Source organism: Flavisphingomonas formosensis (assembly GCF_009755815.1).
GTDB lineage: Bacteria > Pseudomonadota > Alphaproteobacteria > Sphingomonadales > Sphingomonadaceae > Flavisphingomonas > Flavisphingomonas formosensis.
This window is the reverse complement of record NZ_WRPK01000004.1, coordinates 406,299-426,462: the sequence shown is the minus strand read 5'-3', so window position 1 is coordinate 426,462 and position 20,164 is coordinate 406,299. Positions and strand designations below refer to the sequence as shown.

Below are 20,164 nucleotides of genomic sequence, written 5' to 3'. Positions count from 1 at the left end.
ATGGGCGCCGAGGACATCACTCTCTCCCGCCGCACCGCGCTGCAGGGCGCGGGCGCGCTCGTTCTGGGTTTCCTGCTGCCGCTGAAGGGCGTGCGCGCGCAAGGCGCCGCGCGGCCGATGGTTACCGCGCCGAACGCCTTCCTGCGCATCGGCGCGGACGACAGCGTGACCGTGCTGGTCAAGCATATCGAGTTCGGTCAGGGCCCCTGGACCGCCGCCGCGACGATCATCGCCGAGGAGCTGGACGCGGACTGGGCGCAGATGCGCGCCGAGCATGCGCCGGCCAATGTCGCGCTCTACGCCAACACGCTGATGGGCATCCAGGCGACCGGCGGCTCCTCCGCCACCGCCGAAAGCTATGACCAGATGCGCATCGTCGGCGCCAAGGCGCGCGCCATGCTCGTCCAGGCCGCGGCGAATGCATGGAAGGTGAAGCCGGCCGAGATCCGCGTCGAGAAAGGCGTGATCAGCCATGCCGCCTCGAAGCGCCAGGGCCGCTTCGGCCAGTTCGCCGATGCCGCATCGAAGCTGCCCGAGCCGGCCGATGTGAAGCTCAAGGATCCCGCCGCCTTCACCCTGATCGGCAAGGACAAGTCGGTCGCGCGGCTCGACAGCGCGGCCAAGTCCACCGGCAAGGCGATCTTCACGATCGACATCCACGAGCCGGGCATGCTCACCGTCGTGGTCGCCCACCCGCCCCGCTTCGGCGCCAAGCCCGCCTCCTTCGACGCCACCGATGCGCTGAAGGTGAAGGGCGTCGTCGCGGTGAAGCAGATCGGCAGCGGCTTTGCGGTCTATGCCGAGAATATGTGGGCGGCGATCAAAGGCCGTAACGCGCTGAAGACGGTGTGGGACAACAGCGCCGCCGAAACCCGCAGCAGCGACCAGATGTTCGCCGATTATCGCGCTCTCGCGGCCAAGCCCGGGCGGGCGGTCGGCACCAACAAGGATGCGCCCGAAAAACCGCTGCCGCAGGGCAAGCTGATCGAGGCGGAATTCCTCCTTCCCTATCTCGCCCATGCGCCGATGGAGCCGCTCGACGGCTATATGCTGTGGGACGGCCAGACCGCGAAGGCGCGCTTCGGCAGCCAGCTCCAGACCGCGGACCAGGGCGCGATCGGCAAGGTGTTCGGCCTGCCGATGGAGAAGGTGTTCATCGAGACGATGCTGGCCGGCGGCAGCTTCGGTCGCCGTGCGCAGACCACCGCCCATTTCGCGGTCGAGTTGGCCGAGGTCGCCAAGGCGATCGGCCCGAACAAGCCGGTCAAGCTGGTCTGGACGCGCGAGGACGACATCAAGGGCGGCTATTATCGCCCGCTCTTCTACCACAAGTTCCAGGGCGTGGTGGCGGGCGGCAAGATCGCCGCCTGGCGCAACCGGGTGGTCGGCCAGTCCTTCATGAAAGGATCGCCCTTCGAATCGATGATGCATGACGGCGTCGACCCGATCGTGACCGAGGGCGCCGACGAGCTGCTTTATGCGATCGGCGATTTCCGCTGCGAATTCCATTATGCCGACAGCCCGATCACTACCCTGTGGTGGCGTTCGGTGGGCCACACCCATACCGGCTATGCGGTGGAATGCTTCCTCGACCGGCTGTTGCAGGAGGCCGGCCAGGATCCGGTGCAGGGCCGCCTCGCGCTGATGGCCGAAAAGCCGCGCGCAGCCGCCGTGCTGAAGGCCGTGGCCGATCTCGCCGGCTGGAAGGGCTCGGCCGCCGGTAACGGCCGTGCCCGCGGCGTGGCGGTGTGCGAGAGTTTCGGCAGCTTCGTCGCGCAGATCGCCGAGGTCTCGATCGGAGACAATGAAGAGCCGCGCGTCCACAAGATCTGGTGCGCGGTCGATTGCGGCCAGACCGTGAACCCCGACATCGTACGCGCCCAGATGGAGGGCGGAATCGGCTATGCCGTCGGCCACGCCCTCTATGCCGAGGTGCCGATCGTCGATGGCGGCGCCGCCATCGGCAATTTCGACGAATATCGTTCGCTGCGCATCAACGAGATGCCGGAGGTGGAGGTGGTGATCGTACCGTCCAGCGAGAAGCCGACCGGCGTCGGCGAACCCGGCGTGCCGCCCACGGCGCCCGCCATCGCCAACGCGCTCGCCCATCTCGGGCGGGAACGGCCGAGCCGACTGCCGATCGTGCGGAGGGTCTGAGATGCGCAGCCTCGTCATCCTCCTCACCTGCGCGATCGCCGCGCTCACCTCCGTCGCGCTCAACGCGACGAACAAGGCGCTGCCGACGACGCTCCAGCCCGTCTCGGCCTTCGCCACGATCAAGGATCCCAAGGCGCGGTCGGTGGCTTTGTTCACCGAGGCGGGCAAGGTCATCCAGCATCCCCGTTGCCTGAATTGCCATCCGGCGACCGAACGGCCGACCCAGACCGACGCGATGCGCCCGCACGAGCCGCTGGTCGTGCGCGGCGACGGCGGCATCGGCGCCGCGGGCCTGCGCTGCATCACCTGCCATCACAATGCCAATTTCGATCCCGCCGGCGTGCCCGGCAATCCGAAATGGGCGCTGGCGCCGCCCGAGATGGCCTGGCAGGGCAAGTCGCTCGGCGACATCTGCCGCCAGATCAAGGATCCGGCCCGCAACGGCGGCCGCAGCATGGCCGAGCTGGTCCATCACATGGCCGAGGACGAATTGGTCGGCTGGGGCTGGCACCCAGGCGGCAAACGCACCCCCGCCCCCGGCACCCAGGCCGAGTTCGGCGCGCTGATCAAGGCATGGGCGGACAGCGGAGCGAATTGCCCAGCCTGACTGAGCTTCCCTCTTCCCGACGGGGAGAGGGCGGGCCAGATCGAAGCGCCGGGAGGGCGAGGGCATGCCCCGCTCGACCGGAAGCATCCGCCTCGATCAGTTTTCGATCGCTCGCGCTCACCCCTCCCCTTCAGAGTGGGGGTGGGGCTTGTCGCTCATGATCGCTCTCCGAAATATGTTCAGGCATTTGCGCATCTACGAGCTGGATCGCAACGGATCGCATCTCCTCGCGGCAATCCCGCCGGCCATGCCAGCCTCGCGGCATGAGCCAGATCGCCGCCTACAGCCCCGCCCTGATCCCCGCCGCCCGCACGCTTGCCGAGCGCGGCGCGCTCGACAAGGATCTCGCCACCGCCTTCGGCGTGTCCTTCACGACCATCCGTGCATGGAAGCAGCAGCATCCCGAATTCGCCGCCGCCTGCCGCCTGTCTCCCGAAGCGGCCGACGCCGCCGTCGAACGCGCGCTGTTCCGGCTGGCCACCGGCCATGACCGCGAGATCGAGCAAGTCACCCTGAGGGACGGCGAACTGATCCGCACCACCGTCACCGAACATGTCCCGCCCAACGACAAGGCCGCCGCCTTCTGGCTGCGCATCCGCCGCCCCGAGCGCTGGGCCGCGCCGATGGTGATCCGAAGGGCCGGACCCGACGATCTCACGCCTACCGAAGAGACGCTGCGCGAGATCGAGCATGTCGCCTATGAGGCCTGGTGCGCCGCGATCGACGGCGAGCCGGAGATGGAAGGCGACGCCGACACGCTCGCCCGCATAGACGCGCTCGCTCCCGCGACTGCCGACGATACCGATCCCCTCCAGTTTCTCGCCGATCATCCTCCCCCGCAGGGGGAGGGGGACCGTGCGGAGCACGGTGGAGGGGTTCCCGCGTATGACAGGCGACGCGCCCGCAGTGGAGGTGAGCCCCTCCACCAGCCTGCGGCTGGTCCCCCTCCCCCTGCGGGGGAGGATGAAATGGCCGAACCGACGGCAAGCGATACCCTCCCTCATCGCATACACCCCCCTCTGCCGGATCCGATCACCGCACCCCTCGTCGAACCCATCGACGCCGATCCGCCCGCACCCGCATCACGCTACGACCCCGCCTTCGTGCCCTTGGCCCGCGCCCTCGCCGGACAAGGCGCGCTCGACCGCGATCTCGCCCGCGCCTTCGGCGTCACCACCACCACCATCCGCCAGTGGACGCTCCGCCACGCCGCCTTCGGACAGGCAACGCGCCTTCCCAAAGACGTCGCAGACGATGCCGTCGAAGCCGCCCTCTTCGCCCGCGCCACCGGCTACAGCCATGTCCGTGAGAAACTCCTGCGGAACGACGACGGTGACATCATCCGCACCCGGACCCGCGTCGAGCAGCCGCCTTCGCTCGCGGCCATCCTCTTCTGGCTCTCCCGCTGTCCCGACCACCGCTGGTCGCTGAACGCCCGCCCCGATCTCGATCCGGACGAGGCCGCTGCCCTCATCGCCGAGACCCGCGAGCGCGTCGCCGACTATGATCTCCACCGCCGCCACTGGCGCACCCATGGCTGCGCCCCGCCCGGCCGCGACGAGCCCGAGCCGCCAGAGTGGCTCTGGGACGAGGAGCATGAATTTGACGATGACGAAAGCTGAACCGCGCAACGGCCGAAAGGCTCAGCGGTCGTTCAGCAGTCCTTTCGGCCGTCCGGCCTTCACCATCTCCACCTCCTGCCAGAGCACGTCGTACAGGCCGATGAGCTCGGCGATGTGGGGAATGTCGTGCCGGCGGACGTAACGATATTTCTCGACCAGCAGCGCGGTCTCGGCAAGGATCAGGCGCGCAAGTTCACCATGCGCGTCCAGCGACGGGATGGCCTCCAGGGCTTCGATCACCTCGACGCGATGCAATGCGTCGGGATGAGCGTTCATAAGGCGGTTCCAGTCAGCGCGGTCAGCCGCGCGATCAGCTCGTTCCAGGCGCCGGTGCCGATCAGCATGCCCGCGCAGACGAGCGCCGTCACCAGGAACAGCAGCGCCAGCAACAGGACCGGCCATGGTCTTCCGGTTTCCGCGTCATCGCCTGCCCGCTCGACGGCGGCCGGCTCCGCGTAAATCTCGTCCGTGCTTTCGGGCAGGCCGGCGCCGGCGGCCGGCGGCGGTTCGATCCAGCCCGGCACCGCGGCGGATGCCTTGCCGACCCCGGCGGTCAGGGTGAACTTCTCGCGCGCCAGGCAGATGCGCTGTTCCTCCATCTCGCGCTGCATGCGGGTGATGACGGTCGGCGACACCGGAATATCCTGCAGAAAGTCCCGGATCCGTCCGTCCAGGTCGACCAGGTCGTCCATGGTTTGCAAGGCGAGCCGCCGGTCGCGGCGCTCCATCGCCAGTTGCAGGCGGATCACCTTCATCGTGCTGGCCCTGACCAGCATCAGCCCCTGGACGAGCTCGTCGCTGCCCACCGGTCTGCCGCCGTCTCCCGCTCCATAAGGAAGGGCCGCTGTCGCTCCTTCGGCCACAGGCTTTCAGCTCCCATACGCCATGGCGGCACGCCATCGATCCGCCAATCCGCATAGCTAATCCCCAATCACCCGCCCGGGAAATCCCACCTGCCCTGCCAAAAGGCCAAGTGGTTGCACCGGCGAGACGAAGTCGAATCGCCCCCGGATGGTGTCTCGATCTGCCGCTGATGCGGGGCATTTCATCCGCGGGGGTTACTTTCCGGACCTGGAACGATTAGATGAAGCGATGGCAACGCTTGCCCGCTCCCTTTCCGCCGTGCTCGACACCGCTGCGGCCGCGCCGATGCTTTCGCAGATCCAGACATGGGCTGCGATCAACAGCGGCTCGCGCAATCTCGCCGGTCTCGCGACCGTCGCCGGGCTGCTCGCCGACGCCTTCTCGGTGCTGCCGGGGGAGGTCGAACTGGTCGACGCCGGCACGTCCGAAAGCGTGGCGGCTGACGGCACCGTCGGCAGCCTCGCTTATGGGCGCAACCTGCGCGTGACGGTACGGCCCGACGCGCCCTTCCAGATCCTTCTCACTGGCCATATGGACACGGTCTTCGCCGTCGATCACCCCTTCCAGGCGCTGCGCTGGCTCGATGCGGGCTCGCTGAACGGCCCCGGCGTCGCCGACATGAAGGGGGGCATCGCGGTGATGCTCGCCGCGCTCGCCGCGCTGGAACGCTCCACCCTCGCCCCCCGGCTCGGTTATCAGGTGATCCTCAACAGCGACGAGGAGGTCGGATCGCTGGGATCCGCCGCGCTGATCGCCGAAGCCGCCCGCGGCAAGCGCGCAGCCTTCACCTATGAGCCGGCGGCCCTGCCCGACGGCACGCTCGCCGGTGCTCGGCCCGGCAGCGGCAATTTCTCGATCGCGATCGAGGGCCGCAGCGCCCATGCCGGCCGCAATCCGGAGGACGGGCGCAACGCCATCCTCGCCGCGGCGGATCTCGCGCTGCGCCTCGCCGACGCGGTTGGCCCCGGCCTCTCGGTCAATCCTGCCAAGATCGATGGCGGCGGTCCGAACAACATGGTGCCCGACCGGGCGGTGCTGCGCGTCAACATGCGCCCGCGCACGCCCGAGGACGAACTCCGCGCCCGCACCCTGCTGGGCGAGGCGGTCGCCGCCGTCGCGGCACGGCACGACGTCCGCGTCCATGTCCATGGCGGCTTCAACCGCCCGCCCAAGCCGATGGACGCTGAGGCCGAGCGGCTGTTCGGCCTGGTGCGCGAGTGCGGGACGGAACTGGGCCTCGCCATCGGCTGGAAGGCCAGCGGCGGCGTGTGCGACGGCAACAACATCGCCGCCTGCGGGGTGCCCGTTGTCGATACGATGGGCGTGCGGGGCGGCGCCATCCACTCTTCCGACGAATATCTGATCGTGGACAGCCTGACCGAGCGCGCGCAGCTTTCCGCCCTCGTCCTGATGCGCCTCGCCGAACGGGGGATCGCATGAGCTTCGTGGTACGCCCGTCCCGCCCGGACGATCTCGGCTCGCTTTACGACATGGCCAAGCTGACCGGCGGTGGCTTCACCAATCTGCCGCCCGACAAGAAGTCGCTGAAGACCAAGCTCGAACGATCCGAAGCCGCCTTCTCCAAGCCACAGGACGCGACGGGCGACGATCTCTATCTGCTGATCCTCGAAAATCTCGAAACCGGCAAGGTTGCCGGAACCGCGCAGATCTTCTCGCTGATCGGCCAGCATTGGCCCTTCTACAGCTATCGCATCGGCACGCTCAGCCAGACGAGCAAGGAACTCGGCCGCACCTTCCGGGCCGAGATGTTGTCGCTCACCACCGATTATGAAGGCGCGAGCGAGGTCGGCGGGCTCTTCCTTCATCCGCAGGAACGTGCCGGCGGCCTCGGCCTGCTGCTCGCGCGCAGCCGCTATCTCTTCATCCGCGCCCATCGCAAGCGCTTCGCCGAGCGGGTGATCGCGGAGTTGCGCGGCGTGATCGACGAGGGCGGCGGCTCGCCCTTCTGGGACGGGCTGGCCGGCAAATTCTTCGGCATGGGCTTTCGCGAGGCGGACGAGTTCAACGCCGTCCATGGCAACCAGTTCATCGCCGATCTGATGCCCAAGCATCCCATCTACACCGCGATGCTGCCCGAGACGGCCCGCCAGGTGATCGGCCTGCCGCACACCAGCGGCCGCGCCGCGATGCGCATGCTGGAAAATGAAGGTTTCCGCAACGAAGGCTATGTCGATATCTTCGACGGCGGCCCGACCATGGCGGCCCTCACCGACACCATCCGTACCATCCGCGAAGCCCGCGACGGCATCGTCGACGCGACCGACCTCGAAGAAGGCGAGACGATGCTGGCCGCGACCGGCCGGCTCAAGGATTTTCGCTGCGCCTATGCGAAGATCGAGGATCGCGACGGGCTGCGCATCGATGCGGCGGGAGCCGGCACGCTCGGCATCTTCCCGAACGACCGGCTGAGCTATATTCCACGCTGATGCCTCTGATCGAGATCAACTTCGACGGGATCGTCGGGCCGACCCATAATTATGCCGGGCTCAGCCTCGGCAACCTCGCCGCCACGCGCAATGCCGGCAGCGTGTCGCGTCCACGCGCGGCGGCGCTGCAGGGCATCGCCAAGATGCGCGCCAACATCGCGCTCGGCCTCGCCCAAGGCGTGCTGCTGCCGCATCGCCGCCCCGACAGGGCGTGGCTTGCCGCACTGGCGACGACGCCGGAGGACGCCGCCCCCGCACTCCTCGCCAATGCGCTCTCGGCTTCGCCGATGTGGGCTGCCAATGCCGCCACCGTGTCGCCCGCACCCGACACGGCGGACAAGCGCTGCCACCTGACCGTCGCCAATCTCGTCACCATGCCGCACCGCAGCCACGAATGGCCCGAGACGCTCGCGCAGCTGCGCCTCGCCTTCGCGGATCGCACGCGATTCGCCGTCAACGGCCCCGTGCCGCCGCCTTTCGGAGACGAAGGCGCCGCCAATCACATGCGCATGGCGACGGCGCACGATGCGCCCGGCGTCGAGATATTCGTCTATGGCGTGCCGGGCGGTCCTTTCCCCGCCCGCCAGCATGTCGAGGCCAGCCGCGCGATCGCACGGCTCCACGGCCTGGATGCCCAACGCACCCTCTTCGTCCAGCAATCCGAACAGGCGATCGCGGCCGGCGCCTTCCACAACGACGTCGTCGCCGTCGCCAACGGGCCCGTGCTGTTCGCGCACGAACTGGCCTTTGCGGACAAGGAGGGCTTCTACGCCGATCTGCGGCGGCTGATGCCCGAAGCCGAGATCGTCGAGGTGCCGGCCAGCCGGGTCAGCCTCGCCGATGCGATCGCCAGCTACCTGTTCAACGCGCAGCTCGTCACGCTTCCCGGCGGCGAAATGGCGCTGATCCTTCCCGGCGAGGCGCGCGCCAACCCCGCGGTCTGGAACTGGCTGCAGGATATGGTGGCGGGCAACGGCCCCATCCGGCGGCTCGAGGTGGTGGACGTTCGTGAATCGATGGCGAACGGCGGCGGCCCGGCCTGCCTGCGTCTGCGCGTCGTCGCCGATCCGGCAACGATCGATCCGCGCTTTCTCGTGGACGATGCGAAGCTCGACCGGCTGGAAGCCGTCATTGCTGCGCACTGGCCGGAAACGATCGATCCCGCCGGCTTTGCCTCTCCGTCCCTCTGGCAGCAGGCGGCAGCCGCCCGCGAAGAGTTGCTGACCGCACTCGATCTCGCAGCGCTCGCTTGAAGCATTCGCCGGCGACTCGGTAACAAGGCAACCGGCAAAGATCGTCAATGCCGCAGGATCGTATATGCAGGTGTCGGCCTCAGCGTCCCTGCGTAGCGATCATCCGAAGCGGCTCGCTGCTGGTCCGGGCATGACGCGCGCGAGTCGCATATTGAACCGACATGCCGTGATGCGCCGCGGCGACCTCGGGTTTGTCGGATTTCAGCGCCAGCCAGGCCTCTTCGCGGGCCCGGCGCATGCAATATTCGGCTTCCGTATCCGCCATTGCATCCTCCTTCGGGTTTTGATTTTCGCGCGCAGCCTAACCCCTATGGCACAAAGGAGGCTGGCTTTGGAGAGGAATGCGACGGATCGTGCGTCCAGATGGATCGCGTTCCGGGGGTCACTAACCTGTAATATGGTGGAAAACGCGGCGTAAACACTATATGGGGCGACCTGATGAAAGGAACCCCAAGATAAAGCAGATTGCCGCCCTCCCTTACCGTATCGAAGACGATGGCTCGGCAAGCGTGCTGCTTATCACGTCCCGGGAAACGCGGCGCTGGGTGATTCCGAAGGGCAATCTCATTCGCGGGCTCGATGCCCATCAGGCGGCGGCGCGCGAGGCGTTCGAGGAAGCGGGCATTTCCGGCATCCCCTGTCCGAGTCCGATCGGTCAGTATCGCTATGACAAGCGGCGCAAGAACGGGAAGGTCGAGGAAGCGAACGTCCGCGTCTTCCCGCTCGCCGTGGTCTCCCAGTTCGACCAATGGCCCGAGCACGGCCAGCGCGACACACGCTGGTTTAGTCTGCCCGAAGCGGCTAACGCCGTGCAGGAATCCGAGCTCAAGATGATCATCAGGTCCTTTCGCGAGCCGACGAAGACGGGGCTGACCCAAAGGGCGGTCGCCTGGGCTCGGGAAAAAGGGGGCGAGAAGATACCGATGCTGAAGTGGTTCCAGCGGCTGATGCCGCAGCAGGGCCGATTCTTCGAGTTGTTCGAGGCGCATGCCGCGACGCTGGTGACGGGTGCGGACGCGCTCGCCCGGCTGCTGCAGGGCGACGATGTCGAGGGGCACAGCCGCACCATCCGGGATGCCGAGCATGAGGCCGATTCGATCACCCGCGAGGTGCTGCAGGACGTTCGTCGCATCCTGATCACGCCGTTCGACCGCAGCGCCATCACCGGCCTGATCGGCGTGATGGACGATGCGATCGATCAGATGAACAGCACCGCCAAGGCGATCGAGCTGTACGAGGTCACCGAATTCGACCAGTGCATGCGCGACATGAGCGGCATCATCGTCGAGGCCGCGCGCATCACCGCGGAGGCGATTCCGCTGCTGCGCGCGCTGGGCAACAACAGCGCACGGCTGCACGATCTCACCGAACGGCTGGTGAAGATCGAGGGCCACGCCGACGAGATTCACGATTCCGGGCTGAAGGCGCTGTTCCACGGCAAGGCGGAACAGCAGCCTCTCGCCTTCATCGTCGGACGCGAAATCTATGGCGATCTGGAGAAGGTGGTCGACCGGTTCGAGGATGTAGCGAACGAGATCCAGGGTCTCGTCATCGATCACGCCTGACCCATGCACGAGATTCTGAGCCTGCCGCTGCTCGTCGGCCTGATCGGCGTTGCCCTGGCCTTCGACTTCCTGAACGGCCTGCACGACGCCGCCAACTCGATCGCCACCGTCGTCTCGACGCGGGTGCTGCGTCCGCAATATGCGGTCGCCTGGGCGGCCTTCTTCAACTTCATCGCCTTCCTCTTCTTCGGCCTGCATGTCGCCGAGACGGTCGGCAAGGGCATCGTCGACGTGCACATCGTCGATGCCTCGGTGATCTTCGGCGCACTGATGGGCGCTATCGTCTGGAATCTCGCGACCTGGATTCTCGGCATTCCATCGAGCAGCAGCCACGCCTTGATCGGCGGTCTGCTCGGTGCCGGCATCACCAAGGCGGGCGTCTCGGCGATCGAATGGGGCGGCGTGGGCAAGACAGCCGCCGCGATCGTGCTTTCTCCCACGGTCGGCCTGATCCTCGCGCTGGTCCTCGTCCTGATCGTTTCATGGACCTTCCTGAAATTCACCCCGCTCGGCGCGGACCGGGTGTTCCGCAAGCTCCAGCTGGTTTCCGCCTCGCTCTATTCCCTCGGCCATGGCGGCAACGACGCGCAGAAGACGATGGGCATCATCGCGGTGCTGCTCTATTCGCAGGGCCATATGAGCGGAGGTTTCCACGTGCCGATCTGGGTGGTGCTCTCCTGTCAGACGGCGATGGGACTCGGCACGCTGTTCGGCGGCTGGCGGATCGTCCACACCATGGGTTCGAAGATCACCCGCCTCACGCCGTCCCAGGGCTTCTGCGCCGAGACCGCGGGCGCGCTGACCCTGTTTGGCGCGACATGGCTCGGCGTCCCGGTGTCGACCACGCACACCATCACCGGTTCGATCGTCGGGGTCGGTGCCGCGCGCCGCATGTCCGCGGTGCGCTGGAACGTCGCGAGCAGCATCGTCGTCGCCTGGGTGGTCACCTTGCCCGCGGCCGCGCTGTTCGGCGCCTTCTTCTACTGGCTGGTGCGTTAGGGTTCTTCCGGCAGGGGGAGCAAGGCTCAAGGATTTGAACGGCCAGGGCCTAGAAGGCCTCGGCCCGTGCCAGTTCCCAATTGCGGTTGTAGAAGCCATCCTCGCACCGGCCGTCCAGCAGCACGCCCGGCTCGAGGAAGGTGTGGAGCTGGGAGAACTGCTTCACCTCCGTCGCGCTGACGCGGCGCACCAGATGGTGCGGCCCCACGTCGGACGGGTGGGCGATGCCGGCGGCGGCCAGCATGTCGGACAGGGCACGCAGCGTGTTGGCATGGAAAAGGCGCACCCGCTCCGCCTTGTCGGGAACGTCGATCGCCCGCTGGCGCACCGCATCCTGCGTCGCGACCCCAGTCGGGCAACGATTGGTGTTGCACGAAAGGGACTGGACGCAGCCGAGCGCGAACATGAAGCCTCGCGCCGCATTGGCCCAGTCGGCGCCGATCGCCAGCACGCTGGCGATATCGAAGGCGCTGACGATACGGCCGGCCGCGCCGAGGCGGATGCGATCGCGAATGCCCGCACCGGTCAGCACATTGTGCACGAACAGGAGGCCTTCGCGCATCGGCACGCCGATATGGTCGCTGAACTCAACCGGCGCGGCGCCCGTGCCCCCCTCGGCACCGTCGACCACGATGAAATCCGGATAGACGCCGCTGGCCAGCATCGCCTTGACGATCGCCATGAACTCCCAGGGGTGGCCGATGCACAGCTTGAAGCCGACCGGCTTGCCTCCTGAAAGCGTACGCAGCTGGGTGATGAAAGCCATCAGTTCCAGCGGCGTCGAAAAGGCGCTGTGGCGTGGCGGCGAGATGCAGTCCTGCCCCATCGGCACGCCACGCGTCTCGGCGATCTCCTGCGTCACTTTCGCGGCCGGAAGGATGCCGCCATGGCCGGGCTTCGCACCCTGGCTCAACTTGATCTCGATCATCCGCACCTGCTCGGCCGCCGCCTGGATACGGAATTTGTCCGGATCGAACCGCCCTTCTGCATCGCGGCAGCCGAAATAGCCGCTCGCCACCTCCCAGACGATGTCCCCGCCATGCTCGCGATGATAAGGGCTGATGCTGCCCTCGCCGGTATCGTGGCTGAAATTGCCGAGCTTCGCGCCCTTGTTGAGCGCGCGGATCGCATTGGCCGAAAGCGAGCCGAAGCTCATCGCCGAAATGTTGAACACCGAAGCCGAATAGGGCTTGGAGCATTGCTCCCCGCCGATCTTAATTCGGAACGTCTCGGGGTCGGCGGCCGGCACCGGGCAGGTCGAGTGGCCGATGAATTCATAGCCGCGCCGATAGACGTCGAGGAGGGTTCCGAACGGATGTTCGCCAGCCAGGCCTTTCGCCCGCTGATAGACGAGCGAGCGCTGCGCGCGCGAGAAAGGCGCCGCCTCTTCGTCTGCCTCGATCAGATATTGGCGCAGCTCCGGCCGAACGAGTTCGGCGAACCAGCGGATATGGCCGATGATCGGATAGTTGCGCTGGATCGAATGAAGAGGCTGCCAGAGGTCGCGCAGGCCAACCAGTGTCAGCAGGACCGCCACGATCGCGGGGACCAGCAGCCAATGGTGCCGGGAAAGCAGCGCGCAGGCGACCACGGCAATCAGGGCGCACAGGACGAGAGTGGTGAAGCGGCTGATTCTCAAAGATCTTCCCCCTTCCGATGTCTGCTTAGCGCAGCGGTTTCCAGCCAGCGAGTTACAATTGCCCCCTCCCCGGCCGGCATACGCCGTCACCTCAAGCCTTCACTCCACCAGCAATTCGTCCTCGCGGCCCGGCACCGTGAGCCGGAGCGGCCGGCTCCCGATCGGCGCACCGCTGTTGCGGTCGATTACCACCGGATCGATGACGCGACCGGTCTCGGCATCCGTTGCCCGGGTCAAGGGACCACCGCCGTGATGCCGCGCGCCCCAGGCCCCGATCGCGTAGAGGATCGGCAGGAAATCGCGGCCCGCCGCGGTCAGCACATATTCGTCGCGCGGCGGACGCTCGGAATAACGCCGTTTTTCCAGCAGTCCATCGTCGGTCAACGCCTTGAGGCGGCGCGTGAGGATGTTCGGCGCGATGCCTAGGCTGACCCGGAACTGATCGAAGCGCGCGAGCCCATAGCTTGCATCCCGCAGGATCAGCATACTCCATGCATCGCCCACCCGAGCGAGGCCCCGTGCCACCGGGCAGTAGCCCCCGGAAAATTTTTCAGCGTCCATTGCATATCGATAGTCTCATAACTATCAAAATGCAAGTGACTTGGAGCAAGCCGAGTCGGAAGGAGATTCCATCATGTCCACCATCATTTCGGGCACTGCCCTGATTACCGGCGCCTCCACGGGGATCGGCGCCGTCTACGCCGATCGGCTGGCCCATCGCGGCTATGATCTCATCCTCGTCGCCCGCGACGGCGCGCGCATGGAAGCGCTGGCAGAGCGGTTGCGTGGCGAGACCGGACGCACGGTGGAGGTGGTTCCAGCGGATCTGACCGACCGGGAGGATGTCGCCCGAATTGCCGCGCGTTTCGCAGCTGACGAGGCGATCAGCCTGCTCGTCAACAATGCGGGCATGTCGCTGAACGGCGGCCTGCTCGAAAACGAGCCGGCGGCGATCGAACGGCTGATCGCGCTCAACATCACCGCGCCGACGCTGCTCGCATCCGCCGCGGGCAAGGCGTTCGTCGCGCGCGGCCGGGGCACGATCATCAACATGGCATCGGTGCTCGCGCTCGCCCCCGAGATGTTCGAAGGGGTCTATAGCGGCTCCAAGGCCCATATCCTGAACTTGTCGCAGTCGCTCGCCGCGCAGCTCGAAGGCAAGGGGGTGCGCGTGCAGGTCGTGTTGCCCGGCGCGACTCGCACGGAAATCTGGGAACGCTCGGGCAAGGACGTGAACTCTTTCCCGCCCGAGATCGTGATGGAGGTCGGCGACCTGGTCGATGCGGCCCTTGCCGGCCTCGACAAGGGGGAGACCGTGACCATTCCGCCACTCGCCGACGAAGGTCAATGGACGCGCCTCACCGAGGCACGCCTCGCCATGGCTCCCAATCTCTCGCGCCGCGAGGTCGCCACGCGCTACCGGGTGGCTCTTGCCGCCTGATCCGCCAGTCCTGGCGCCGCCTGCAGGGCGGTGCCGGATCAGCCGAACGCCGGCTGGCAGCGATGCAGGTGCACGCTCTCAGCCGCCGCAAAAAGGAAAGCGCGCCGGCCACTGGGCCGACGCGCTTTCCATAAGGCAATAATGGAGTTCAGGCGGCCTTCGGCGCAGCCTCCAGAACGCCCGCATCGACATGCTCTTCGAACTGCGAGAAGTTGTCGATGAACTGCTGCACGAGCTTGCGCGCCGTGGCGTCATAGGCTTCGGCGTCCGGCCAGGTGCCGCGCGGATCGAGGATCTTGGTGTCGACGCCGGGCACCGCCACCGGCACCTTGAAGCCGAAGTTCAGATCGACCCTGAACTCCGCATCGTTCAGGCTGCCGTCGAGCGCCGCGTTGAGCAGCGCGCGGGTTGCCTTGATCGGCATGCGCGAGCCAACGCCGTAGCTGCCGCCGGTCCAGCCGGTGTTGACCAGCCAGCAATCGACACCGCCCTTGGCGATCCGCTCCTTGAGCAGGTTGCCGTAGACGGTGGGGTGGCGCGGCATGAAGGGGGCGCCGAAGCAGGTCGAGAAGGTTGCCGAAGGTTCGGTCACGCCGATCTCGGTGCCGGCGACACGCGCCGTATAGCCCGAGAGGAAGTGATACATCGCCTGGTCCGGGGTCAGCTTCGCGATCGGCGGCAGCACGCCATAGGCATCCGCGGTCAGGAAGATGATGTTCTTCGGAACCGGGCCGAGATTCTTCTCCGACGCGTTCGGGATGAAGTCGATCGGATAGGAACCGCGGCTGTTCTCGGCGAGGCTGTCGTCGTCGAGATCGATCTCGCGGGTCTGCGGATCGATCACCACATTCTCGAGTACCGTGCCGAAGCGCTTGGTGGTCGCGTAGATCTCCGGTTCCGCCTCGGGCGAGAGGCGGATCATCTTGGCGTAGCAGCCACCCTCGAAGTTGAAGACCGCCGTATCGGACCAGCCATGCTCGTCATCGCCGATCAGGGTACGGCTGGCATCGGCGGAGAGCGTCGTCTTGCCGGTGCCGGACAGGCCGAAGAACACTGCCGTGTCGCCGTTCGGACCGATGTTTGCCGAGCAGTGCATCGGCATGATGCCATCGACCGGCAGCTTGTAGTTGAGAATGCCGAACACGGACTTCTTCATCTCGCCGGCGTAGCGGGTGCCGCCGATCAGGATCAGCTTCTCGGTGAAATTCACCGCGATCACCGTCTCGCTGCGGCAGCCATGGCGTTCGGGATCCGCCTGGAAGGTCGGCAGATCGATGATCGTGAATTCGGGAACGAAAGCCTTCAGCGCGGCTTCTTCCGGACGGACCAGCAGCGTGCGGATGAACAGGTTGTGCCATGCGAATTCGGTGATGACCCGCACGTTGACCCGATGCTCGGGCTGCGAACCGCCGTAGAGGTCCTGCGCGAAGAGCGTGTCCTTGGTGCCCAGATGGGCGAGGAAATCTTCCTTGAGAGCGGCGAACTGCTCCGGCGTCATGCCCTTGTTCGTCTTGCCCCACCAGACCGTGTTCTCGGTCTCGGCGTCGCGGACGATGAACTTGTCATTGGCCGAGCGGCCGGTGTGGCGGCCAGTGGCCACGACCAGAGGACCATCCTTGGAGAGGATGCCCTCGGCCCGGGTCACGGCGGCCTCGATCAACGGCGCGGTCGTCATGTTCCAATGGATCGTGGCACGGGCGGTGAAGCCCTGCGCGTCGAGACCGTGATCGGGCACACGAATGGACAATTATGTTCTCCCACAGGCTGGTCATAATGCTGGGGACGTGCCTGCCCCCAGCCCGGAATATAAGAAGCGTTAGCATCGGTCAAAATGACAACGGTGGACAATTCTAGGTCATGGCCGGATTCACCATCTGTTGCGGTCACCGGAGCCTTCGGCTAGGCGGTTGCTACCACTATCGGAGCATGTGCGGGCGTCATGTCGGCAACGATCGCGCTGGTCGATGACGACCGCAACATTCTCACGTCCGTCTCGATAGCCCTGCAATCGGAGGGCTTCACCGTTCGCGTCTATTCCGATGGCGAGACAGCGTTGAAGGCGCTGATCGAGAATCCGCCCGATCTCGCCGTGCTCGACATCAAGATGCCGCGGATGGACGGCATGGAGTTGCTGCGCCGGCTGCGCGAGAAGAGCCCGATTCCGGTCATCTTCCTCACCAGCAAGGACGATGAGCTGGACGAGGCGTTGGGTCTCGCCATGGGCGCGGACGATTACATAACCAAGCCTTTCTCCCAGCGGCTGCTGATCGCGCGCATCAAGGCGATCCTGCGCCGGACCGATATCCGTGCCGCGGCCGAAAGCGGCGACGAGCAGCCCCCGCCCGAACGCATCGTGCGCGGCCGGTTGGAGATGGATCCGGCCCGCCACCGCGTGAGCTGGAATGGCGTGGACGTCACGCTGACCGTCACGGAATTCCTGATCCTCGAGGCGCTGGCCCAGCGGCCCGGCTTCGTAAAATCGCGCGACCAGCTCATGGACACGGCCTATCAGGACGACGTCTATGTCGATGACCGCACGATCGACAGCCACATCAAGCGGCTGCGCCGGAAATTCCGGCAGGTCGATTCCCAGTTCAAGGCGATCGAAACGCTCTATGGCGTCGGCTACCGCTTCTCGGAGGAGTGAGGAGCTGCGCGCGAGCCTGGCGCTCTCGTCGCGCTGGACGCTCACGCGCCGCATCCTCGCCGTCAATATCTTTGCGATCGGGCTGCTCGCCGGAAGCTTCTTCTATCTCGACAGCTATCGCGAGCGGATCGTCGACGAGCGGCTGAACCTCTCGGCGACGGAGGCGAAGCTGATCGCCGACGCCCTGGATGCTGCGCCGCAGTCCGTGTGGCTACCGTTGATCGAGAAGATGGACGACCGCGCTCAGGTGCGGCTTCGGATCTACGCTCCGGACGGCACGCGAATCGCCGACAGTTGGCAAAGCGGTCACCGAACCTATGAGCTGCGCGATCCCAATCTGGAGCCTTGGCAGAAACGCGTCGCCCGCTTCCTGGATCGGGTGATCGACGACGTCGTGGGCGCGGAACGTCCCCCGCCTTTTGCCGAGCCTCCCGTCGATCGGATGCAGGCCTGGCCCGAGGCGGTGGAAGCGCAGCATCGGCGCGAGGTCGCCACCAGACTCCGCGCCGCGCCGGACAAGACCCCGCTGCTTTCCACCGCCGCCGCCTTCGGTCCGGACAAGGGCCGCGTGCTGCTGCTCACCAGCAATGCGCGCGACATCACGCGGCTGGTGCGCGCCGAGCGGTCCATCCTGGGCATGATCCTCGGCATGGTACTGATCGTGTCGGTGCTGCTCTCGCTGTTCCTCGCACGCACCATCGTCCGCCCGCTGCAGCGCCTCGCCCTCGCCGCGCATCGCGTGCGGCTCGGCCGAGCGCGCGAAGTGGTCGTGCCGCGCCTGCCCGAGCGGCGCGACGAGATCGGCATGCTCGCCCGCGCCGTCTCCGACATGAGCCAGGCGCTGCGCCAGCGCATCGACGCGACCGAAGCCTTTGCGGCCGACGTGGCGCACGAACTCAAGAACCCCCTCGCCTCGTTGCGCTCCGCGGTCGACAGCCTCGATCTGGTGAGGGATCCCGCGCTCCAGGCGCAGCTCGTGGAGGTGATCCGGGACGACGTACGCCGGCTCGACCGGCTGATTACCGACATCGCAGAAGCGTCCCGGCTGGATGCCGAGCTGTCGCGCGCCAGTTTCGAGCCGATCGATCTGGGAGCGATGCTCGCCTCGCTCGTGGCCGTGCGCGAATCGCGCGGCATCGACGGCAATGTCCGCGTCGCCTTCGCTCGGCCCCACGCAGGCTCCACCATCGTTCTCGGCGACGAATCGCGCCTGGTGCGCGTGTTCGAAAATCTCATCGACAATGCCATTTCGTTCAGCCCCCCCGGCGGCCTCGTCCAGATTGCTGCCACGCGCGATGGCGAGGAAGTGGTCTGCAGGGTCGACGACGAAGGCCCGGGCGTTCCGCTCAAGGCGCGTGAAGCGATTTTTAAGCGCTTCCACAGCATAAGGCCGGAGGGCGAGGCATTCGGGCGGCACAGCGGCCTCGGCCTCGCCATCGCCAAGGCGATCGTCGAGGGGCATAATGGCACGATCGAGGTTCAGGATCGGGACGATGCCGCTTCCGGCGCGCGCTTCCTGATTCGCCTGCCCGCCGCCTCCGTGCCATGAGCCGCGTCTCCTCCGAAACCGTGCATGCCAGCTGCGTCGCGATCGCCGGCCGCGGCGTGCTGATCACCGGCCGCTCGGGGAGCGGCAAATCCGATCTCGCGCTGCGGCTGATCGATCGCGGGGCGGAGCTGGTGTGCGACGATTACAGCTTCGTGCGCCGCGTCGGCACGCGCCTGCTCGCCAGCGCGCCAGCCACCATCGCCGGCAAGTTGGAGGTACGGGGCATTGGCATATTGGAGGTGCCGCATGTCGGCGAAACGGAGATTGCCCTGGTCGTGACGCTGGACGAGCCACCGCAGCGCATGCCCGAGGAGGGTGCGACCCGGCCGATCGCCGGCATCGCCATTCCGGTGATCGCGCTCGACGCGCGCGAACCTTCGGCACCGATCAAGACGGAGCTCGCCTTGCTGCAATTCGGACTGCCGGGATCCAGGCCATGACCACGCGGCGCGGCCCCAAGCGGATCCTGCTCGTCACCGGCATGTCCGGAGCGGGAAAGACCACCGCACTCAAGACGCTGGAGGATATGGGCTGGGAGGTCGTCGACAACCTTCCTTTGCTTCTGCTGGATCGGCTGCTCGATTCCCCGCCGCCGGAAGGCGCCACGGACGAGGAGCGACCGATCGCGATCGGCATCGACAGCCGCACGCGCGGCTTCGACGCCGAAAGCATCGTACGGCGGATCAAGCGCCTACGCGAGGAGCATGGCCACACCGTCGATACGCTCTTCCTCGATTGCAGCGGCGCCGAGCTCGCACGCCGCTTCTCTGAAACGCGCCGCCGCCATCCGCTCGCGCTCGATCGCCCCGCCAGCGACGGCATCGCGCGCGAAAGGGAACTTATGGGCCCGCTGAGACGCTGGGCGGATCATGTCGTCGATACCACCGACACCGCGACCAATGCCCTGCAGCATGAGCTGCGCACGCGTTTCGCGGGCAGGGAGGGCGCAGAGACGCCAACGCTGTCGGTCATGTCCTTCGGCTTTTCCCGCGGCGTGCCGCGCAATGCGGACCTGCTGTTCGACATGCGTTTCTTGCGCAACCCGCACTGGGACGATCAGTTGCGTCCCCATACGGGCCTCGACGCCGACGTCGCAGCCTATATCGCCGCCGATCCCGCTTATGATCAGGCACTGGGCCAGATCGAAAGCCTGCTCGAACTCCTCCTGCCGCGTTACAGTGCGGAGGGAAAAGCTTATGTTACCATCGCATTTGGCTGCACCGGAGGGCGTCATCGCTCAGTTCATGTCGCTGAGACCATCGCAGAACGGTTGCGGAAGAACGGTTTTTCGCCCACCCTGTCGCATCGGGATCTTGCGTCGACACCGCACGACTCGCTGGAGGGGACGCCGAACACGGCGCGGGGTAAATGATC

Annotated in this window: 19 protein-coding genes; 13 read left to right on the top strand and 6 right to left on the bottom strand. The window is 66.5% G+C overall.

The genetic code is table 11. From position 1 onward, the window contains the following. The 3 genes from GQY20_RS14120 to GQY20_RS14110 all read left to right on the top strand — a co-directional run bounded on the left by GQY20_RS14120 (position 1) and on the right by GQY20_RS14110 (position 4,386). Complete coding sequence (locus GQY20_RS14120) at positions 1-2,157, top strand: xanthine dehydrogenase family protein molybdopterin-binding subunit (protein ID WP_157217746.1); 2,157 nt, start codon at positions 1-3, stop codon at positions 2,155-2,157. A 1-nt stretch (position 2,158) separates the two neighbouring features. Further along, a complete protein-coding gene (locus GQY20_RS14115; RefSeq protein ID WP_157217745.1) occupies positions 2,159-2,764 on the top strand; it encodes an Isoquinoline 1-oxidoreductase subunit in 606 nt (201 codons plus the stop codon). A gap of 263 nt (positions 2,765-3,027) precedes the next feature. After that, positions 3,028-4,386, top strand: coding sequence for a hypothetical protein (locus GQY20_RS14110; protein WP_157217744.1), 1,359 nt, complete (start codon positions 3,028-3,030; stop codon positions 4,384-4,386). Between the two features lie 21 nt (positions 4,387-4,407). On the opposite strand, the gene GQY20_RS14105 is transcribed toward GQY20_RS14110, so the two are convergent. Beyond that, positions 4,408-4,662 (bottom strand): hypothetical protein, encoded by a 255-nt coding sequence (locus GQY20_RS14105; RefSeq protein WP_157217743.1) that lies wholly within the window; start codon positions 4,660-4,662, stop codon positions 4,408-4,410. Beyond that, positions 4,659-5,192: a hypothetical protein gene (locus GQY20_RS14100; RefSeq protein ID WP_157217742.1), complete on the bottom strand. Its 534-nt coding sequence runs from the start codon at positions 5,190-5,192 to the stop codon at positions 4,659-4,661. The genes GQY20_RS14105 and GQY20_RS14100 overlap by 4 nt, the downstream gene beginning before the upstream one ends. Before the next feature lie 286 nt (positions 5,193-5,478). Between GQY20_RS14100 and GQY20_RS14095 the strand changes: the two genes are divergently transcribed. From GQY20_RS14095 to GQY20_RS14085, 3 genes are read left to right on the top strand one after another with little or no spacing between them, the layout of a single operon-like run. Next, a complete protein-coding gene (locus GQY20_RS14095; RefSeq protein WP_157217741.1) occupies positions 5,479-6,690 on the top strand; it encodes a hydrolase in 1,212 nt (403 codons plus the stop codon). Then, on the top strand, positions 6,687-7,697 hold the full coding sequence (locus tag GQY20_RS14090) for an arginine N-succinyltransferase (protein WP_157217740.1): 1,011 nt from the start codon (positions 6,687-6,689) through the stop codon (positions 7,695-7,697). The genes GQY20_RS14095 and GQY20_RS14090 overlap by 4 nt, the downstream gene beginning before the upstream one ends. Next, complete coding sequence (locus tag GQY20_RS14085; RefSeq protein WP_157217739.1) at positions 7,697-8,950, top strand: N-succinylarginine dihydrolase; 1,254 nt, start codon at positions 7,697-7,699, stop codon at positions 8,948-8,950. Before GQY20_RS14090 ends, GQY20_RS14085 begins: the two co-directional genes overlap by 1 nt. A gap of 79 nt (positions 8,951-9,029) precedes the next feature. On the opposite strand, the gene GQY20_RS14080 is transcribed toward GQY20_RS14085, so the two are convergent. After that, a complete protein-coding gene (locus GQY20_RS14080) occupies positions 9,030-9,215 on the bottom strand; it encodes a hypothetical protein (RefSeq protein WP_157217738.1) in 186 nt (61 codons plus the stop codon). A gap of 190 nt (positions 9,216-9,405) precedes the next feature. Between GQY20_RS14080 and GQY20_RS14075 the strand changes: the two genes are divergently transcribed. Together GQY20_RS14075 and GQY20_RS14070 are read left to right on the top strand one after the other, a co-directional pair. Further along, positions 9,406-10,515 (top strand): DUF47 family protein, encoded by a 1,110-nt coding sequence (locus GQY20_RS14075; protein WP_157217868.1) that lies wholly within the window; start codon positions 9,406-9,408, stop codon positions 10,513-10,515. 3 nt (positions 10,516-10,518) lie between these two features. Continuing rightward, positions 10,519-11,514, top strand: coding sequence for an inorganic phosphate transporter (locus GQY20_RS14070; protein WP_157217737.1), 996 nt, complete (start codon positions 10,519-10,521; stop codon positions 11,512-11,514). Between the two features lie 49 nt (positions 11,515-11,563). Here GQY20_RS14070 and GQY20_RS14065 read toward each other — a convergent pair whose 3' ends face one another. Continuing rightward, on the bottom strand, positions 11,564-13,069 hold the full coding sequence (locus GQY20_RS14065; RefSeq protein ID WP_408641114.1) for an FMN-binding glutamate synthase family protein: 1,506 nt from the start codon (positions 13,067-13,069) through the stop codon (positions 11,564-11,566). 183 nt (positions 13,070-13,252) lie between these two features. After that, on the bottom strand, positions 13,253-13,714 hold the full coding sequence (locus tag GQY20_RS14060) for a winged helix-turn-helix transcriptional regulator (RefSeq protein WP_157217735.1): 462 nt from the start codon (positions 13,712-13,714) through the stop codon (positions 13,253-13,255). A 73-nt stretch (positions 13,715-13,787) separates the two neighbouring features. Here GQY20_RS14060 and GQY20_RS14055 point away from each other — a divergent pair, with 73 nt between their 5' ends. After that, on the top strand, positions 13,788-14,594 hold the full coding sequence (locus tag GQY20_RS14055; RefSeq protein ID WP_157217734.1) for an SDR family NAD(P)-dependent oxidoreductase: 807 nt from the start codon (positions 13,788-13,790) through the stop codon (positions 14,592-14,594). Positions 14,595-14,742: 148 nt separating this feature from the next. Here GQY20_RS14055 and GQY20_RS14050 read toward each other — a convergent pair whose 3' ends face one another. Beyond that, on the bottom strand, positions 14,743-16,341 hold the full coding sequence (locus tag GQY20_RS14050) for a phosphoenolpyruvate carboxykinase (protein WP_157217733.1): 1,599 nt from the start codon (positions 16,339-16,341) through the stop codon (positions 14,743-14,745). A 192-nt stretch (positions 16,342-16,533) separates the two neighbouring features. Here GQY20_RS14050 and GQY20_RS14045 point away from each other — a divergent pair, with 192 nt between their 5' ends. From GQY20_RS14045 to rapZ, 4 genes are read left to right on the top strand one after another with little or no spacing between them, the layout of a single operon-like run. After that, the gene (locus GQY20_RS14045) at positions 16,534-17,241 is read left to right on the top strand and encodes a response regulator transcription factor (RefSeq protein WP_157217732.1); all 708 of its coding nucleotides are present in this window, start codon (positions 16,534-16,536) and stop codon (positions 17,239-17,241) included. Continuing rightward, positions 17,210-18,790, top strand: coding sequence for a sensor histidine kinase (locus GQY20_RS14040; RefSeq protein WP_157217731.1), 1,581 nt, complete (start codon positions 17,210-17,212; stop codon positions 18,788-18,790). Before GQY20_RS14045 ends, GQY20_RS14040 begins: the two co-directional genes overlap by 32 nt. Further along, entirely contained in the window at positions 18,787-19,230 is a 444-nt protein-coding gene (locus GQY20_RS14035) for an HPr kinase/phosphorylase (RefSeq protein WP_157217730.1), read from the top strand. The genes GQY20_RS14040 and GQY20_RS14035 overlap by 4 nt, the downstream gene beginning before the upstream one ends. After that, positions 19,227-20,162: an RNase adapter RapZ gene (rapZ, locus tag GQY20_RS14030; RefSeq protein ID WP_157217729.1), complete on the top strand. Its 936-nt coding sequence runs from the start codon at positions 19,227-19,229 to the stop codon at positions 20,160-20,162. Before GQY20_RS14035 ends, rapZ begins: the two co-directional genes overlap by 4 nt. Positions 20,163-20,164 lie beyond the last annotated feature (2 nt).

Coding starts and splice junctions, on each gene's coding strand:
- rapZ (WP_157217729.1), top strand. CDS start 19,227: ATGACCACGCGGCGCGGCCCCAAGCGGATCCTGCTCGTCACCGGCATG.
- GQY20_RS14045 (WP_157217732.1), top strand. CDS start 16,534: ATGTCGGCAACGATCGCGCTGGTCGATGACGACCGCAACATTCTCACG.
- GQY20_RS14095 (WP_157217741.1), top strand. CDS start 5,479: ATGGCAACGCTTGCCCGCTCCCTTTCCGCCGTGCTCGACACCGCTGCG.
- GQY20_RS14110 (WP_157217744.1), top strand. CDS start 3,028: ATGAGCCAGATCGCCGCCTACAGCCCCGCCCTGATCCCCGCCGCCCGC.
- GQY20_RS14070 (WP_157217737.1), top strand. CDS start 10,519: ATGCACGAGATTCTGAGCCTGCCGCTGCTCGTCGGCCTGATCGGCGTT.
- GQY20_RS14115 (WP_157217745.1), top strand. CDS start 2,159: ATGCGCAGCCTCGTCATCCTCCTCACCTGCGCGATCGCCGCGCTCACC.
- GQY20_RS14120 (WP_157217746.1), top strand. CDS start 1: ATGGGCGCCGAGGACATCACTCTCTCCCGCCGCACCGCGCTGCAGGGC.
- GQY20_RS14105 (WP_157217743.1), bottom strand. CDS start 4,662: ATGAACGCTCATCCCGACGCATTGCATCGCGTCGAGGTGATCGAAGCC.
- GQY20_RS14090 (WP_157217740.1), top strand. CDS start 6,687: ATGAGCTTCGTGGTACGCCCGTCCCGCCCGGACGATCTCGGCTCGCTT.
- GQY20_RS14085 (WP_157217739.1), top strand. CDS start 7,697: ATGCCTCTGATCGAGATCAACTTCGACGGGATCGTCGGGCCGACCCAT.
- GQY20_RS14040 (WP_157217731.1), top strand. CDS start 17,210: ATGGCGTCGGCTACCGCTTCTCGGAGGAGTGAGGAGCTGCGCGCGAGC.
- GQY20_RS14055 (WP_157217734.1), top strand. CDS start 13,788: ATGTCCACCATCATTTCGGGCACTGCCCTGATTACCGGCGCCTCCACG.
- GQY20_RS14060 (WP_157217735.1), bottom strand. CDS start 13,714: ATGGACGCTGAAAAATTTTCCGGGGGCTACTGCCCGGTGGCACGGGGC.
- GQY20_RS14035 (WP_157217730.1), top strand. CDS start 18,787: ATGAGCCGCGTCTCCTCCGAAACCGTGCATGCCAGCTGCGTCGCGATC.
- GQY20_RS14080 (WP_157217738.1), bottom strand. CDS start 9,215: ATGGCGGATACGGAAGCCGAATATTGCATGCGCCGGGCCCGCGAAGAG.